The sequence below is a fragment of the Leptolyngbya sp. Heron Island J genome (assembly GCF_000482245.1).
Taxonomy (GTDB): domain Bacteria; phylum Cyanobacteriota; class Cyanobacteriia; order Phormidesmidales; family Phormidesmidaceae; genus Leptothoe.
This window is the reverse complement of record NZ_AWNH01000046.1, coordinates 72,070-87,855: the sequence shown is the minus strand read 5'-3', so window position 1 is coordinate 87,855 and position 15,786 is coordinate 72,070. Positions and strand designations below refer to the sequence as shown.

General features: G+C 49.6%; 14 protein-coding genes. 9 read left to right on the top strand and 5 right to left on the bottom strand.

What is annotated here, in order from left to right; all coding sequences use genetic code 11:
* Positions 1-213: 213 nt before the first annotated feature.
* The 5 genes from N836_RS75315 to N836_RS53580 all read right to left on the bottom strand — a co-directional run bounded on the left by N836_RS75315 (position 214) and on the right by N836_RS53580 (position 6,638).
* On the bottom strand, positions 214-549 hold the full coding sequence (locus tag N836_RS75315; RefSeq protein WP_023073088.1) for an IS110 family transposase: 336 nt from the start codon (positions 547-549) through the stop codon (positions 214-216).
* A gap of 3 nt (positions 550-552) precedes the next feature.
* Entirely contained in the window at positions 553-1,197 is a 645-nt protein-coding gene (locus N836_RS75310) for an IS110 family transposase (RefSeq protein ID WP_081716867.1), read from the bottom strand.
* A 439-nt stretch (positions 1,198-1,636) separates the two neighbouring features.
* A complete protein-coding gene (locus N836_RS53590; RefSeq protein WP_023073086.1) occupies positions 1,637-1,981 on the bottom strand; it encodes a phage protein in 345 nt (114 codons plus the stop codon).
* Positions 1,982-2,243: 262 nt separating this feature from the next.
* Positions 2,244-5,321 (bottom strand): efflux RND transporter permease subunit, encoded by a 3,078-nt coding sequence (locus N836_RS53585; RefSeq protein ID WP_023073085.1) that lies wholly within the window; start codon positions 5,319-5,321, stop codon positions 2,244-2,246.
* Positions 5,322-5,348: 27 nt separating this feature from the next.
* Complete coding sequence (locus tag N836_RS53580) at positions 5,349-6,638, bottom strand: efflux RND transporter periplasmic adaptor subunit (protein WP_031292841.1); 1,290 nt, start codon at positions 6,636-6,638, stop codon at positions 5,349-5,351.
* Between the two features lie 120 nt (positions 6,639-6,758).
* Between N836_RS53580 and N836_RS53575 the strand changes: the two genes are divergently transcribed.
* From N836_RS53575 to N836_RS53540, 9 genes are all read left to right on the top strand, one after another.
* Positions 6,759-7,316 carry a PadR family transcriptional regulator gene (locus N836_RS53575; protein ID WP_023073083.1) on the top strand — a complete coding sequence of 186 codons (558 nt, stop codon included), beginning with the start codon at positions 6,759-6,761 and terminating at the stop codon, positions 7,314-7,316.
* A 220-nt stretch (positions 7,317-7,536) separates the two neighbouring features.
* Entirely contained in the window at positions 7,537-8,286 is a 750-nt protein-coding gene (locus tag N836_RS53570) for an SIMPL domain-containing protein (RefSeq protein WP_023073082.1), read from the top strand.
* 311 nt (positions 8,287-8,597) lie between these two features.
* Positions 8,598-9,662: a phosphotransferase family protein gene (locus tag N836_RS53565; RefSeq protein ID WP_161634971.1), complete on the top strand. Its 1,065-nt coding sequence runs from the start codon at positions 8,598-8,600 to the stop codon at positions 9,660-9,662.
* A complete protein-coding gene (locus tag N836_RS0138160) occupies positions 9,659-10,600 on the top strand; it encodes an ABC transporter permease (protein ID WP_023073080.1) in 942 nt (313 codons plus the stop codon). The genes N836_RS53565 and N836_RS0138160 overlap by 4 nt, the downstream gene beginning before the upstream one ends.
* The gene (locus N836_RS53560) at positions 10,597-11,388 is read left to right on the top strand and encodes an ABC transporter permease (RefSeq protein WP_023073079.1); all 792 of its coding nucleotides are present in this window, start codon (positions 10,597-10,599) and stop codon (positions 11,386-11,388) included. The genes N836_RS0138160 and N836_RS53560 overlap by 4 nt, the downstream gene beginning before the upstream one ends.
* Complete coding sequence (locus N836_RS53555; protein ID WP_023073078.1) at positions 11,381-12,463, top strand: ABC transporter ATP-binding protein; 1,083 nt, start codon at positions 11,381-11,383, stop codon at positions 12,461-12,463. Before N836_RS53560 ends, N836_RS53555 begins: the two co-directional genes overlap by 8 nt.
* A 53-nt stretch (positions 12,464-12,516) precedes the next feature.
* Positions 12,517-13,764, top strand: coding sequence for an ABC transporter substrate-binding protein (locus N836_RS53550; protein WP_023073077.1), 1,248 nt, complete (start codon positions 12,517-12,519; stop codon positions 13,762-13,764).
* A 39-nt stretch (positions 13,765-13,803) separates the two neighbouring features.
* Positions 13,804-14,691, top strand: coding sequence for a 4Fe-4S cluster-binding domain-containing protein (locus N836_RS53545; protein ID WP_023073076.1), 888 nt, complete (start codon positions 13,804-13,806; stop codon positions 14,689-14,691).
* A gap of 228 nt (positions 14,692-14,919) precedes the next feature.
* Positions 14,920-15,753, top strand: a complete 834-nt coding sequence (locus N836_RS53540) for a metallophosphoesterase family protein (RefSeq protein WP_023073075.1) — start codon at positions 14,920-14,922, stop codon at positions 15,751-15,753.
* Positions 15,754-15,786: the final 33 nt, after the last annotated feature.

Here is a 15,786-nt window from a genome sequence, read left to right as displayed (position 1 = left end):
ATTATGTTTGCTGTCAAGGGTGATTACTGAGAAAAGCGCGAGAATACAGCGTTGCAGCAGCGTATTCTCGCTGTCTTTTTGACGGCAAATGTTGAAAATCAAGCACGCTCCTTCAAGCTCCTTTTTTGACGCAAAAAAAGAGCTGTAGCTTGTCTAGACCGATGAGAAAAAGATCCTAAATCTGCACAGAAAAAGGCGCTGTGACCATCGAAACTAGGACGTTTGGAAGAATGCTGTGACTTTGTTGTCGTCCCAGGGCTCATTCTTCTTAACCATCGCATTCAAACAGATGATGAACTTTCTCATGCAGGCAATAATCGCCACCTTCTTCACCTTTCCCCTAGCGAGAAGCTGTTGATAGAATGCACGAATCGGTGGGTTCGCTTTCAGCGCTGACAAGGTGGCCATATACAGCAGGGCCCGCACCGCACCTCGGCCCCCCCAAATACGTCGCTGTCCCCGGAAGCGACCGCTGTCTCGATTAAAGGGCGCTACGCCTACCAACGCTGCAATCTGACGTCGGTTGAGCTGTCCTAGCTCCGGTAACAAGACTTAAAAACTCGCTGAAATCAGCGGGCCAATGCCTTTGGGTGAACGTAAAATGGCTTTGCGTTCTTTCCACTCAGAAACCGAATCACTCAATGTATCTATTTTCTCATCGAGTTGTTTTATCTTCTTTTCTAGCCAGTCGATATGGTCGCTTATCTCATCTCTGGCCGGACCGTTCACCAGCAATGTCCGACGATTCTTTTCCGCACTCAGGATCTCAACCAGCTGCTGCCGACGGGTGACCCACTGTTTTAACTCGCTCTCGGCCTCAGAAGCAAATACCGTTGCAGCAGGCTCTGTCACCTCGCCATACTTCGCAATCACATAGGCATCTATCGGGTCTGTCTTGGCTAGTTTACTCAAAGCTCTGGCTAAGTCTCTGACTGGACGTGGGTTGACCACGCTCACCCGAATGCCAGACTGATGTAATTTCAATGCCATGGCTGCCTCGTAGCCGCCTGTGGCTTCGCAGACAATTGCTGCATCAGGACGTGGTAATACCTGTTGACTGAGCGCTTCGATGCCCACCACATCATTGCTGTAGGACATATACGTTTCAGTCTTCAGATTGTATACATCCAGCCTGTCTTTGCTCACATCGACACCGATCCACTCAACGCGATTCATGTCTTGAGTTGACGTTGTCATCGGTTCCTCCTAAAGGGGCACTGCTTTGGGGCTCCATCAACTGCACTCTACCTTGCGTGATCCGGTCTCCAATGGGAACCTGGCGATTTTTTCGAGCTCTCAGTTGGATGAATCGTAGCGGTAACCTTGCTTACGGTCGGACTATGATGAGTTATCATGAACGGGAGGACAGGGTCTAGTGCTACTACGCTTAGCGTATTTGAGTAGACTCCTAAACAAAACCGTTCTTAACAATTACTCATCTGTTCTAGGGGATGACGATCTACCGCTACACCTCTAAACATACAAGGGGATAGAAAGAAGAGAATACTTGCGGACCAGTAGACTCCGCAAGTCCGATATGTTGCGAGACGGGCAACGAGTCAACGTAGTTACGCCGTTTTCATGCACAGGCCCCAACGAAAGAATGGGGCATTGACCTGTGTGCCAGTTGGCCTTTTTAGACCAGACTTAGTCCAAACTCAAATGGGTCTGTAGTTAATGGTCCGAATGGATCTATATCCATTGGACGAATATTAGCCCAATGGGTAGGTTGAGGAGTAAGGGTTATTCCAGTATCAGGATTACTAAAAAGAAAACCATCCCAGTCACATATTGCATAGTAGGAACCATCATCAGCAATAGCACTTAGAACGACAGTTTTAGCAACAGGTAATTTCTGATCAACAGATATCCAGATGCCAGCTTGATACCGAGAAATCAAGCTCAATTCTTCAGACTTATAAAAGTAGTCAACACAGTCTTCTTGTGTCGAAATCGCAATGCCATACCCGATAAATCGCACTTACCTTTGGTAAACTGCCTATATCAATCATCATTATCAGCAGCTTGATTCATAGCAACACGCTCAGGATGAAAGACTAATGAGCCCCGCTTCAACTTATTAGTACTACATTCCTTGGTAGCACACTCCTCAATATCAGAAATATTCAGTCTTATCCAATCACCATCCTGTCGTAGTTTCTTGAGAACGTACTCCCAAGTTTTACATCATGGATGCTGCTGGTTAGCTATGGCTATGATGGCAGGCATAGAATTCGGCTCAGTTATCTAGCAATTACTAATTTGCGCTTGTGTCGATGCAGCAATAAATGTGTCGATGGAATAAAGTAGAGTGCTAGTAGGGTTGCACCAGCTAACCCTCCTGCGATCGCAATTGCTAACGGTGGCCAAAACCCAGTGGAGTCTAGCAAGAGCGGTGTAAACCCAATAATCGTTGTTATCGTTGTTGCAACTACATGACGTGTTGCCTTCATCACCACCTGTCGTGTTGCAGCCATATCTCCCTGACGGGCAAGTGGATCATTGCGTAACGCGGCTAAAACAACAATCGAGTCATTAATGGCCAGCCCAATTAAACCTAGGGTGCCAAGAATGGCTGTGAAGCCAAACAACGAGTTAAATAACCAGAGTGCCATAGCGGCTAAACCGACTGCGGCTATGGCCACAATTGCGAGTAATCCGGCTAAGGCAAAGGAGTTAAACGACAGTACCAGTGTCGCCGTCATCAACACGAGCAAAATGCCTACCGTGGATAACAGATTGCCCACGGCCGAGCCTCGGGCATCCGCTTCACCACCATAGCTGAGACGGTACCCAGCAGGTAGTTCGAAGCCCTGGGCGGTCAAAGCTCGTTGGAATTCAGCTAGCACAGTGCTGGGCAAAGAACCTGCTGTAATAAAGCCCTGTACCGTATTCACCCGCTGACCATCCCGCCGGGCAATGGTGCTCAGCTCCGGACGTAAATTAACCGCTGCCACTGCAGAAAACGGTACTGTTGTGCCATTCGCGCTTAACAGATCCACAGACGTGATGCTCGCTAGGTTGCCTCGCTCTTGGGCTGGGAGCTGCACCCGGACTGGAATATCTTCGGTGTCTTCGAGAATGGAGCCTCCCACCTGGCCATCGAGGAGAGTGCTGAGTTGGGATGCGATCGCGCCATTATTTAAGCCCACTCTTCTCGCCGCGGCCTCATCGACTGTCAAGGCTAGCTTGGGCGACAGTTCGGTCAACGTAGCGCGAGTATGGGTTACCTCGTTTAATTCAGACAATATCAGGCGTAGCTGATTGCCCAGGGTGCGTAACTGTTCCAGGTCAGGCCCATAGAGATTGACTTCGATGGGGGCATCAAATGGTGGTCCCTGCTCCAACTGTTTGACCAGAATCTGAGCATCGGGAAACGCAGCGTCAAGCTCTGTTTGCAAGGTGCGAATGGTGTCTCTCAGATTGTCTGTTGATGTCAGCTGTACAATCCCCTGGGCGTATTCTGCCGCATTACGACGACTGCCCACCACATTGTAGAAAAATGATGGGGCATTTTTGCCAAGAAACCAGTGGATATCCTGAACTGCTGGATGCTGTTGAATCAGTTCACGAATGGCCAGGGTCTGGGTGCGGGTAGTTGAGATCGCGCTAGAGGCAGGACGCTCCAGCTCAATCTGAAACTGGTCGCGATTGGTCGGGGGAAAAAACTGTTGAGGGAGACTGGCAAACTGAATAAAGCCCACAACAGGCAATACCATAGCCACCAATACACCCAGAATCGGCCGACGAAAAACAGCTCTCAGGCTACCATCATAGAGTCGAGAGAGCGTTGGATGAGAGAAACCGCCAACCCGCCAGTGATGCACTTGAGAGTCTAAAGGTTTCCAGCGATAAACCAGGCCAGCCAAAGCCGCAATGATCGTGAGTGACAATGTTAACGAACTCAGCAGTGCCAAAATTACGGTACTGCCAATGGTACCGATAAATTCTCCAGTCCCCCCAGGAGAGGTGGCAATTGGCACAAATGCCAGCACTGTGGTTAGGGTTGAAGCCAACAAAGGTACCACCAGATGCTTCACTGTTTCACCGACCGCGTCAGCCGGTCGACTGCCCTGTTGTAAGCGTACGCGCACTTCATCGACTACCACAATGGCATTATCAATCAGCAGTCCCAGGGCAATGATTAACCCTGTCACAGACATCTGGTGTAGGGGAATGTCCAAGGCTCTCATGCTCCCAAAGACCATCAAGGTAGAAAGTGGCAACGCCATGCCAACAATCAGCGCCGAACGCCATCCTAGAACTACCAGGGAGATGCTAATTACCAAAAGAGAGCTGAGTAACAGGTTGCCAATCACTCCGTTCAATCGCTGTTGTACATACTGACTTTGATCCAGCACAACGCTGATACCTAAACCATCTGACAGCTCGGCCTCAAAGTTTTGGATCACTTTTCTGGCTTGCTGTGCCCACTGGTCTACACGATAATCAGCTTCCACCGTTGTGGCTACAACAATCGCTGGCTGCCCTTCAACCAAGGCCAGATCAGATACTGGAATTTGTACACCCTTCGTCACCTCAGCAATATCCGTCAGCTGAGCCACCTGACCATCTGCTCCTACCTGAATGGGAATCGCCCGAATCCGATCCAATGAATCCAGGGCACTGTCTATTTCAAACAACAGTTCAGTATTGTTTCCTTTTAGCTCTCCCGTAGAAATTTTCGCATCGCTTGCCGCAATCTGTTGTGACAGTTCCTGGGCGCTAATCCCTAGTTTCAATAAATCAGCCTGACTGATTTCTACTTGAATCTCTTCATCTGGTTCCCCAAAAAGTTCTACACCATCGGTGCCAGGCAAATTACGTAGCTCAGATTCTAAATCCTCTGCCACCCGTCGCAAAATTGGATAGTTCACGGGCTGATCCAAAGTCCACGTCAGCCCCACAATCATGGCACTGGCTTTTACTTCTTGATCCTCATACTCTGGGCGACTGGCTTCAGCTGGCAACTCAGGAATGACATCATCAATTTGACTACGCACCCGCGCCCATACTGGCTCAACATCAGGAATCGTTTCCTTCAGTTCTACCGTAACAACGGAAATACCAGGACTTGAAGCTGAGCGAATCTCCTCAATCTCTTCAATATCAGAAAGCTCTTCTTCAATTTTGTCAGTCACCAAAGACTCCACCCGCTCGGCGCTCGCCCCTGGGAAAACCGTTGTCACTGTCGACACCCGTTGAACAATCTCAGGATCTTCCAGTCGAGGTAAAGACAAGAAAGCAGCCAACCCCCAGACAATGACCAATGTCAGTGTTAAAAACAACAACTGCCGATTCCGAAAAAAGAGATTAAACATAGGTCGAGTACCGAATCCCTTTCAAACTTAATTCTGTACAAGCTGTCCCGGCACAAGCCGATGGGTGCCACTGGTAATGAGCTTTTCCCCTGGCTGTAGTAGTCCTCTGACAAAGGCTCGATCGCTTTCTGTGTAAAGTATCTCTACCTCTCGTCGACGTACCTCATAAAGACTTTGATCCGTTTCACTGGCAGCTTCAGCCAACACATAAGCCGACCATAACCCTCTTTCTCCGGCCACGAGAGCACTTATCGGTAGCCAATACCCCTTTTCATCCTGTTGATCTTGCAGCTTTAGTCGCGCAATTGTACCAACGGTTGTTTGGACTTCCGGCGGTAGTGCTATCACAACCGTCACAGTTTGACTAGCCTCATCCAGTTCTGGTAAAAGGGCAGTCACTTGCCCTTTAAATAATTGACCATTGAGTTCAATCGGTTGAACACTCCCCATGGCCATACGATTCGCCATTGGGGTTGGCACTCCAATGCGAGCCTCCAACGCCCTATCTTCCACCAGACGCACAATTGGCTGCCCTGGATTGACCACCACACCTTCATCTATCAGCCGTAGTGAAACCTGACCATTAAAAGGAGCATAAATAACACTTTTAGTTATCGAGATATCGAGTTGTTTAAGACTGGCCTCAATTTGCTCAACCTGAGCATCCTGGGCACTGACTTGCTCTACTCGGGTGCCAGCATTGAGTTCATCTAATTGACTCTTCGCCTGGTTGAGACGACTTGCTAACGCCTCAGCCCCGAAAGCAGCTTGATCGCGTTCTTCTAAAGAAATGGCCCCTTGAACATAAAGCTCTTCGCGCCGTACCTGTTGTAAATGCGCCAGATTGAGCTGGGCTTGCAAGTCTTGAACGGCAGCTGCAGCGGCGGCAATATCTTGCTGACGCGGACCACGCTGTAATTCTTGAAATCGAGCCTGAGCTTGACGCAGCTGAGCTTCAAGCTGCTGACGCTGGGCTTGTAGACTGCTGGTGTCTAACCGGGCAAGCGCCGCACCAGCCACCACCGTATCTCCTTCATCCACCAGCACGTCTACCAGGGTGCCTGATTGCTCAAAGCCAAGGTCGCTACTGCGTTGAGCAACCACTTCACCAGTGTAGGTACGCTCTACCTGATATTCGTTGGCAAGTTCTAAAACTTGAGTTTGCACAGGGAGTGGCGTTACAACCTCGTCAGCCATGGCCGACTCAGAACGAAAACGCCCTAACCAGAGGACAGGAGCCACTAACAGTGGTAGCAACCACAACCACTGCCAGATGCGTTGATGGCTGACACGGGACTTGGACGTCGATGAAACCATGGCTTCATATCCAAATAGTTTATATTCACTTAGTTGATATTCAACATGTTGCTTATGCTCCATAGCGTATACTCAACATGTTGAGTATGTCAACATAACCTTGTTCAGTCTGTAAATTCCATGGCCCTAGCTCACACCATCCTGGCGTTGTTAGCACAGCAACCTGATAGCGGATATGACATTAGCAAGCGCTTTGACGAAGGAGTGAGCTGCTACTGGAAAGCAACCCAGCAGCAGGTATATCGGGAGTTATCTAAAATGACGTCCCAGGGCTGGGTTGCTTTCAAAAAAGTGCCCCAAGCAGGTAAACCGGATAAAAAGATTTACAGCATCACAGAAGCTGGCTGGGCGGAATTGGCTCGTTGGTATGCAGAACTGACTGAGCGCACCCAAATTCGAGAAGATTTGCTTGTAAAAGTGATGATTGGTTACAAAATGCCCCGTGAGCTGTTGTTGAAAGAGTTACACCACCGGCAGGCACTACATCAAGCACAGTTAGAGAAATACCGGACAATTGAGGAGAAGCATTTGGCCAACCCCAATCCTCCAGTAGAGATGCAGTTTAAGTATTTGACTCTGAAACGGGGAATTGCTTATGAAACCAGCTGGTTACAGTGGTGTGCAGATGTGCTGGCGTTTCTTGAGCAGTATCAAGCACAGCTGGAGTCTATGACTTAGGTGCGGTGGGATTGTGTTCACTAGTGGCTATCAAGCACAGCGGAGAACAAGGTGATAACGCCTGCAATATGTTTTTCGAACTAGGGATAATGTCTACTTTGCAGCTGAATTGAGAATTGACATCCCGTCAAGTTACAAAAATAGTAACAAAGCCACCATAATAATCTTCTCGTGTCACATTAGAAGCGTATTCTTATAAAACCGCACGAAAAGAGGAGATATGAAGCAAGTAGCTACATTACGGCAGTGGGCATTGCCATCAGCAGGTGTCGTGTTGGGATTGACAGCACTGGTAGTCGGCGTGATGAATACGGCAAAGGTTGCTCCTGTTAGGGCGCAGGAGCCTATTGCAAGGGTTTTGACCGTAACTGGAGAAGGCAGTGAGAGTACTCCAGCAACATTAGCACGAGTGCAGATGGGGGTTACAGCCCAGGGAGAGAATGCAGAGGCAGTACAACAAGAGATTGCTCAACGTTCGGCGGCAGTGATTGAACTCTTAAGGTCGCAAAATGTTGATCAGCTGCAAACCACCGGCATTCGTCTCAACCCGCAGTATAACTACGATGGCAATCAGCCCCGCATTACTGGCTACACCGGCTCTAATACGGTCAGCTTTCAAATGCCAACAGATGAGGTGGGGACACTGCTGGACGATGCGATCGCAACTGGAGCTAATCAGATCAACAGCGTTAGTTTTGTTGCCGCAGATGACGCGATTGATGCTGCCCGCGATACCGCATTACAAGAAGCAACGGCGGATGCTCAAGCCCAGGCGGATGTTGTGTTACAAAGCCTTAACCTGAGTGCTCAAGAGATTGTCGGCATTCAGGTAAACAATGCTAATCCACCAATGCCCATTCCCTTTGCAGCCCAGGCTCGGTTAGCAGACGCGGTTTCTGAAGCTACGACTCCGGTGGAGGGAGGCGAACAAACTGTTAATGCCAGGGTGACGTTGCAGATCCGATATTGAGACCTATGGTTGATGGAAAATCTCGATATTGGCAGCGTTAAAGTGATTGAGCTGATTGCAGGATAAAATCACGAGTCCCATCGCCGTTCAAACTACGTTGGCTATCTGCACCTGATGCGTTTGTATTGCTGGTAGGGATGATAGTTCTGTCCAGTCCCATGAATAAGTATTGGTCATGTCTATGATTTCCTTTGAAAAGAGAGATGATAGCAGACTATAAACTCATGAATTTTTAAGGCGTTATTCATAGGAATTTTGAGTCACGTGACTTACAATACCCTCAGCCTTTTTGATACATCCTGCGAGGTCTATTGTCGTCTTCCACTTTGCTGAATTTAGGGCAACTTTGTGAGGCGTTGCGATCGCATCTTTACGGTCGACATCTGCTCGATTCGAACGACACTGTGGAACTATTGGCCCACGGTGAGGCGAATGTTATCTTTCGACTGAATTCGGACCGCTTGGTGCGGGTGGCGGTGAATACCCCAAATCAGCGTTTTGGGGGCGACTTTAGCCGAGTAACTGCATTTGAAGCCTCTATTTTGGGCTATTTGCAAGGGACTGGGTTGGGACATCAACTGCTGGATGCTCAGCTGCAGCCTAGCGTAGATTTTCCCTATACCTATTCGATTACTAACTATCTGCCGGGCGGGCCACTTAACTACAGCCGTTTGCAGCTGCAGCAATGTGCAACAACGCTGGCGCGGTTGCATCGCCTACCGCTGCAGAATGACAGACTCTATCAACTGATGCCGCTGGTGCAGCGGGTGAGTCAACCACTGAGTCTGTTTTTTCAGGAGGCTTGGGACTATGCTCAGCCCTATATAACGTCATCTGATGCGGATCCTGACGTGGTGGCTATGTTAGAAATCCTGCTGACAAAGGCGCAGACTCGTCTGGCAGCAGAGACGTTGCTGAGTGACTATCCCCATGAGTGTTTGGTGCATAGTGACCATACCTATGAGAACTGGGTGATCAACCCCCAACAGGCCTATCTGATTGACTGGGAATGGGCTGAGATTGGCTCCCCCGCTGGAGATTTGGGCCATTTTTTGTCGCCTGTTACGGTTCGTCGATATCGCAATTATCAGCTGCCCGCCGAAGATAAACAGTTTTTTCTCAATGCTTACTATAATGCGCTGGACGATGCGGACCTAGCTCAAACCATGGGGGTGCATTTTGCCGTATTTGGTGCGTTTCCGGCATTGCGATCGCTGTGTTGGACGGCGGGGTACTGGGTGACGGCTCGTCGCTGGTACGCTGGGGCAGATAGTAGCAGCGCTGTAGCTCGGATGGAACGCCTACAGGAGAGTCAACGACAGTTTTCTACCATGTGGGCTGAGGTCATGGCGCTATTGGAGGAACCGCTACCATGACGGTTGCCCAGTCTTCTCAGGCGATGGGGGGTAGACGGTTACGGCAGCGAGTCTTAGGGATGCCGTGGCAAGCCTATTGTCTGGTGTTACCGGCCCTCAGCATTATTGTCATTTTATTTGGTGGTGGTCTGATCCTGGCTTTTTTACAAAGTGTGGGGCTATTAGGGTTAACCACCGATGGCACATTTTCTCTAGATGCCTATCAACAGGCACTGAACCGTCGTGAATTTTGGCGTTCTCTGGGCTTAAGTCTATATATTGCATTGACGGCAACAACGTTGTCGACCGTACTGAGTATTGGGCTGGCCATGGTGTTGCGAGGAACAGGGCGCTGGGCTAGCTTTGCCTGTCAGCTGACCCTACCCATTCCCCATTTAGTGGGTATTGCGGGCATTTTGTTGCTGCTGTCTCCGAGCGGTTTGCTGGCACGACTGTTGTTTGCGCTGGGTCTGATTAGCTCTGATCAAGGGTTTCCCTTATTGGTCAATGATGCGGCAAGTTTTGGGGTAATCATTCACTTTCTGTGGAAAGAGATTCCGTTTATGACCCTGATCTTGTTGGCTGTTTTACGGGGGATTCGCCCTGAATATGCCATGCAAGCCCGCGCTTTGGGAGCCAGCCCGTGGCAATGTTTTTGGCATGTGACGCTGCCGCTGTTGCGACCAGGGATTGTGTCAGCAAGTTTGCTAGTATTTGGATTTATTTTCGGCTCATTTGAGGTGCCATTTTTATTGGGGGCAACATCACCTAAAACATTACCGATTTTGGTGTATCAGGCGTTCACTGATGTTGATTTAGAACAGCGTTCGGTAGCGATTGCTTTGGGGTTAATTCTATCTCTAATTTCAATAGTATTGATTGCACTTTATCTTTGGCTGGGGTCGGGTAAGCCCTTTCGGCACCTTTTATCTCGCCGCGCTAACGGGGGGCAGTCATGACTCGCAATATCATACTTTCTTTAATTGTCATTGTATTGTTTTTGCCGTTTTTACCCCTGTTACTCTGGTCAGTAGCAGACGGTTGGTATTTCCCACAGCTCATACCAGACCAGTGGACGTTAGCGCACTGGAACGCTATTTTGACGGCCAGCACCAAGGTGGGTGAAGGATTTTTGCAAAGTTTGGTGATTGCGGCTCTGTCTACGGGGTTGGCGTTGCTGGTGGGACTACCGGCTGGGCGGGCACTGGGGTTACTCGATTTTCCAGGAAAAGGGGCGATCAAACTACTGTTGTTGTTGCCAATTATGGTTTCTCCGCTGGCAACGCTGATGGGGATTCAGTTTATCTTAATCCGGCTGGGGCTAAGTGGCACGATTTTGGGGGTGGTGCTGGTACATCTGTTGCCGACGATTCCTTATATGACGTTGGTACTGAGCAGTGTGTATGCCAACTTTGATACGGGTTACGAGGCCCAGGCGCGGACCCTGGGGGCGTCTCCGATTCAGGTGCTTTGGCAGGTGACGCTACCGTTAATTGCGCCCGGAGTAGTGGTGGGAGCCCTGTTTGCGTTTTTGATCTCGTGGAATGAATTTCTGTTGACCTTTTTTGTGGGGAGCGGTCGTGTGTTTACCTTACCGATGGTGTTGTTTACGTCGCTGCAGGGGGGCAATACAGGGTTGACGGCTGCGATCGCAATTACGTCTATTTTACCGGCCCTAATTTTCCTGCTGTTTTCTAGTCAGGCGTTGAGCGATGATAGTGCGATTGGAGGGTTAGGAGATGTCTAATACCCCCTACTTCTCGATTCAGCAATTGACCAAATCATTTCGCAAAACCCTGGCCGTTAGCGATGTCTGGCTGGATATTCAACAGGGGGAGCGGCTCTCGTTACTGGGGCCTTCGGGCTGTGGCAAATCAACAGCGCTAAAGCTCATGGCCGGGATTTTACGCCCCGATCGGGGTGAGATTTTTCTAGAAAATCGTTTATTAAATCGGGTTCCTCCCGAACAGCGAGAAATTGCTCTGGTGTTACAAAAGGGCCTACTGTTTCCACATTTGAGCGTGGGTGAGAATGTGGCCTTTGGGCTCAAAATGCGAGGGGTGCCCCGAGCAGAGCAAGAAACACGGGCGTTAGCTATGTTAAAGAAGGTACAGCTGGGTGGGTTTGCCCAGCGCCACCCCAGTGAGCTATCCGGTGGTCAGGCGCAGCGTGTGGCCCTAGCCCGTGCCCTGGTGATTCAACCCAAGGTGCTGCTCCTGGATGAACCGCTGTCTGCCCTAGATGCCAGTCTGCGTAGCGATATGCAGACGCTGATTTTACAGCTGCAAGAGGAAACGGGAGTGACGATGGTGATTGTTACCCATGACCAAAGTGAGGCGGTCGTCATGTCACACCGCATTGCCCTGATGTTTGACGGCTGTCTACGCCAGGTGGATACGCCTGAAGTCCTCTATCAACAGCCCTGTGATCAAACAGTAGCCCGCTTTTTTGGCGGGGTGAATTTTTTCTCTGCTGAGGCTCAGCAACATCGACTATGCCTGCCGGGAGGGGATACGCTCATTACTGACTATCCTCAGCAAGGTACTGTGGATGTCACCATTCGACCAGAGCGCATTCATGTGTTGGCTGAAGCAATTTGCAGTACAAATCTGTTGCCGGTAAAGGTGGTCCACAATCGGTTTACCGGCACCCAACGGCATTTGGTACTCAAAACCCCCGAGCATTTTGAGCTACAGGCTTGGGTGCCGCCCAGTCAAGACTTTGCCATTGGTCAATCAGTGTTTGCCCATCTGCCGGCAGATGCGCTTTGGAGTTTTTCTCCTGATGTTCGAAGAGTGTCTACATTGCCTCAAACGGTTTAAAGGGTTTCTCCCTCGTACTGTTTATTGTCATCTACGGTTTCGCCACTTTTTATATGACTCATCGTTCTCTTCCCCGTCGTCGTTTTCTTTATCTATCTGCCGGAGCGGCCTTGGTCGCCAGCTGCGCCAATAACCAAACACCAACTGCGCCGCGACTAGATCCCATCTCTGTGACCTGGGATCAGGTGGTTGAACGCGCTCGAGGAACCACCGTCAACTGGGCAATGTGGGGCGGTAGCGATCAGACAAATGCCTACGTTGATGGTTGGGTCGCCAGTGAGTTACAGAGGAAATACGAGGTAACTCTCAATCGGGTGCCGCTCACAGATACCGTAGAAGCCGTGAATAAAGTTGTGGGTGAAGTGCAGGCAGGACTCACGGAGACTGGCAGCATCGATCTGATCTGGATTAATGGCGAGAACTTTCGCACAATGAAGCAGGGAGATTTGCTGTTTGGTCCCTTTGCGGACAAGCTCCCTGCAATGCAGTATTACGACACAAATAATCCTGCTGTTGCCAATGACTTTGGGTTGCCGATTGAAGGTTACTCAGCCCCATATACGGGGGCGTTTTATATCATGGCAGCTGACAGCGTCAGGGTACCAACGCCCCCGACCACGTTTGCAGAGTTGCTGGCCTGGGCCAAGGCCAATCCAGGGCGATTTACCTATGTTGCCCCACCTCAATTTGATGGCAGTCGTTTTTTGTTGACGGCTCTCTATGGTTTGACAGGAGGCTATCAACAGTATGCAGGAGCAGAGTTTGATGAGACTCTTTGGACTGAGCAATCAACCCGCGTGTGGGACTATCTGAAAGAGCTTGAACCCTATCTTTGGCGACAAGGATCCACCTATCCACCCACGCAAAGTCGACTGCAAGAGCTATTTGCCAATAGTGAAATTTGGATGATGCCCGCCTTTACTGCGAGGATTGCAGAAGGGATTGCCACAGGCCAGTTTCCTGAGACAACCCAGGCTTTTGCGATGCCGGGAGCGTCGTTAAATGATCCTTCGTTTACGGCAATTCCAACCAATGCCAGTAACCCGGCTGGCGGTATGGTGCTGGCAAATATTCTCTCAAGCCCTGAAGGCCAGTTGCAAAAATTTGACCCGGCGGTTTGGGGCGATCCGCCGTTGCTGACTCGGTCGCTGTTGTCTGCAGAGTTGCAAAAGGAATTTGACCAGGTGGAGATGAGCTATGGCATGCCACTACAGACGCTGACTAAACAGACAGTGCCCGTCGTGAATGCGGAATATACCACACGATTAGAGCAAACATGGACGGAACAAATTGCGATTTAACGCTAGCTTAGGATAACTTGCAAAGAGAGGTATAACAGAATGGTTTCGACTCCAAGAGAACAAGTATTCAAAGAACGACAATCTCGTGATAAAGGTGTGATTGAAGATCATCGTCTGATGGAGCTGCATCTTTATCCGGGAAATCAATGTAACCGAGACTGTGATTTTTGCACGGTGTTTGGGTCGCCCAAAGGTTGGTATACCGACTATACAGCAACCCATCTAGATGCAGCCCTTCACAGTGTGATGACGCACGAACAGGGTGCCATTAAGTTTTATGGTGGAGAGCCGACTCTCAATCATGAGAATGTGATTTGGGCGGTTGGTTATTTACGAGACCATGGGTTTCAAGGGGCAATTGTTGTTTACTCCAATGGAATTCAGGCAGAGCGACTACTGGCGATTTTAGAGGCCGATCCGTTAGGTAAAACGACAGCTTCGCTCAATTATTCCATTGCGACTGGGGATGGTGCGCCGCAGATGCCGCTGTCGTCGCTGCGCAAGCTGGAAACCTATGAGCGGGCAAATAGGGGTGAGATCGCAATTGGCCATCCTGATATTGTTGACTCTGGTCGAGGCGTTGATCCGTTTACTGGGGAAGCGGCCCGCCCTAAAAATAACCATCAGTGTCCTCACTGTTATCCCGTTCTTAAAACCGACGGGCAGTTTCATGCCTGTCCGTTTGCGGTGGAGAACAAATCTCCTCATTTTCAACTGGGTACTGTAGACGATTCATCAGAGACTGTTACCCAAAACTTTCAGCGTTTTTTGACCTGGCTGGATACCGTGCACGAGCCCTATGCAGTCGAACATGATTTACCCGCCTGTACTGTCTGCTGGAAACATATTCAACAACTTCCTACTCCTGAGTTTGTTTCACAACAAGAGAGTTACTCACTGGATGGAGATATCAAGAGCGAGGGATAGCCGCCTGCTGGCAAGGATGGATGCTGGACGGTTGTACATTTCGCCGTTGCTGATTTAAGGGAATGCACCGATCTGTCAAAAGTGCTACATAGTCGCACTTCACAGATGAAATCATCCCGAGGATCAGCAACGCCTAAATTTCTTATTAAAAACTCATCTTTGGTTCAGGAAATGTGTGATTAAATCAGGTGCTATTAGCTATTTACCTGACACTAAGCGGTTTTGTTGATGGTTGCATCTATCCAGCGAGTTCAACTTCCCGATGATTGCGAACATATTGCTATTTGTGGTGGCCCTTACAGTAATTTTGCCGCCGTTGATGCATTTTTAGCAGCCACGGCGGATATGTCCTATCGGTTCTGTTTAGGAGATTTGGGCGGCTTTGGCCCCTATCCTAATCGGACGTTAGAACAACTGCGGGCAGCTGAGGTGATTTGTTTGCAGGGTAATTATGACCATGCCGTTGGCCACGGTCTACGGGACTGTGGCTGCGGCTATTCTGACCCGCGCGATCGCAAATTTGCACAAATAAGCTACGACTACACCTTTGCCCACACGTCTGAACCCCACCGGCACTGGTTACAGCAGCTACCAGAGCTCATTGTTCTAGAGTGGCGAAGCCGTCGTATCTTGCTATGTCATGGCAGTCCAGACATTGTCAATGAATTTGTGTGGGAAACAGAAACTAAAAACGCTCAAATTCAAAACTTTTTGACGCGTTACCAGGTAGATGGCATCTGTGCCACTCATACAGGATTACCCTGGACTCGCACAGTGAATCAACCCGATGGATTTTGGTTTAACGTTGGGGTCTTGGGTCGTCCAGCCCATGAAGGTCAGCCCCACGTTTACTATGGCTGCCTGCACTTTTCAAAAACTGATGCAGCTCCTATCCCTCAGCTTGTTCCTCTAACCTATGATGTCGCTGCTGTTACTGCAGCCATGCGCTCAGAAGGCTTACCGCAAGAGTTTATTGACTCCCTAGAGCAGGGGATCTGGACTACCTGTGCCGAAATTTTGCCAATGGCTGAAAAATCGATCAAACACAGAGTTGTCGCCTAAGCTCGAGTTGTTTTTTCAACCTTCAATATCATC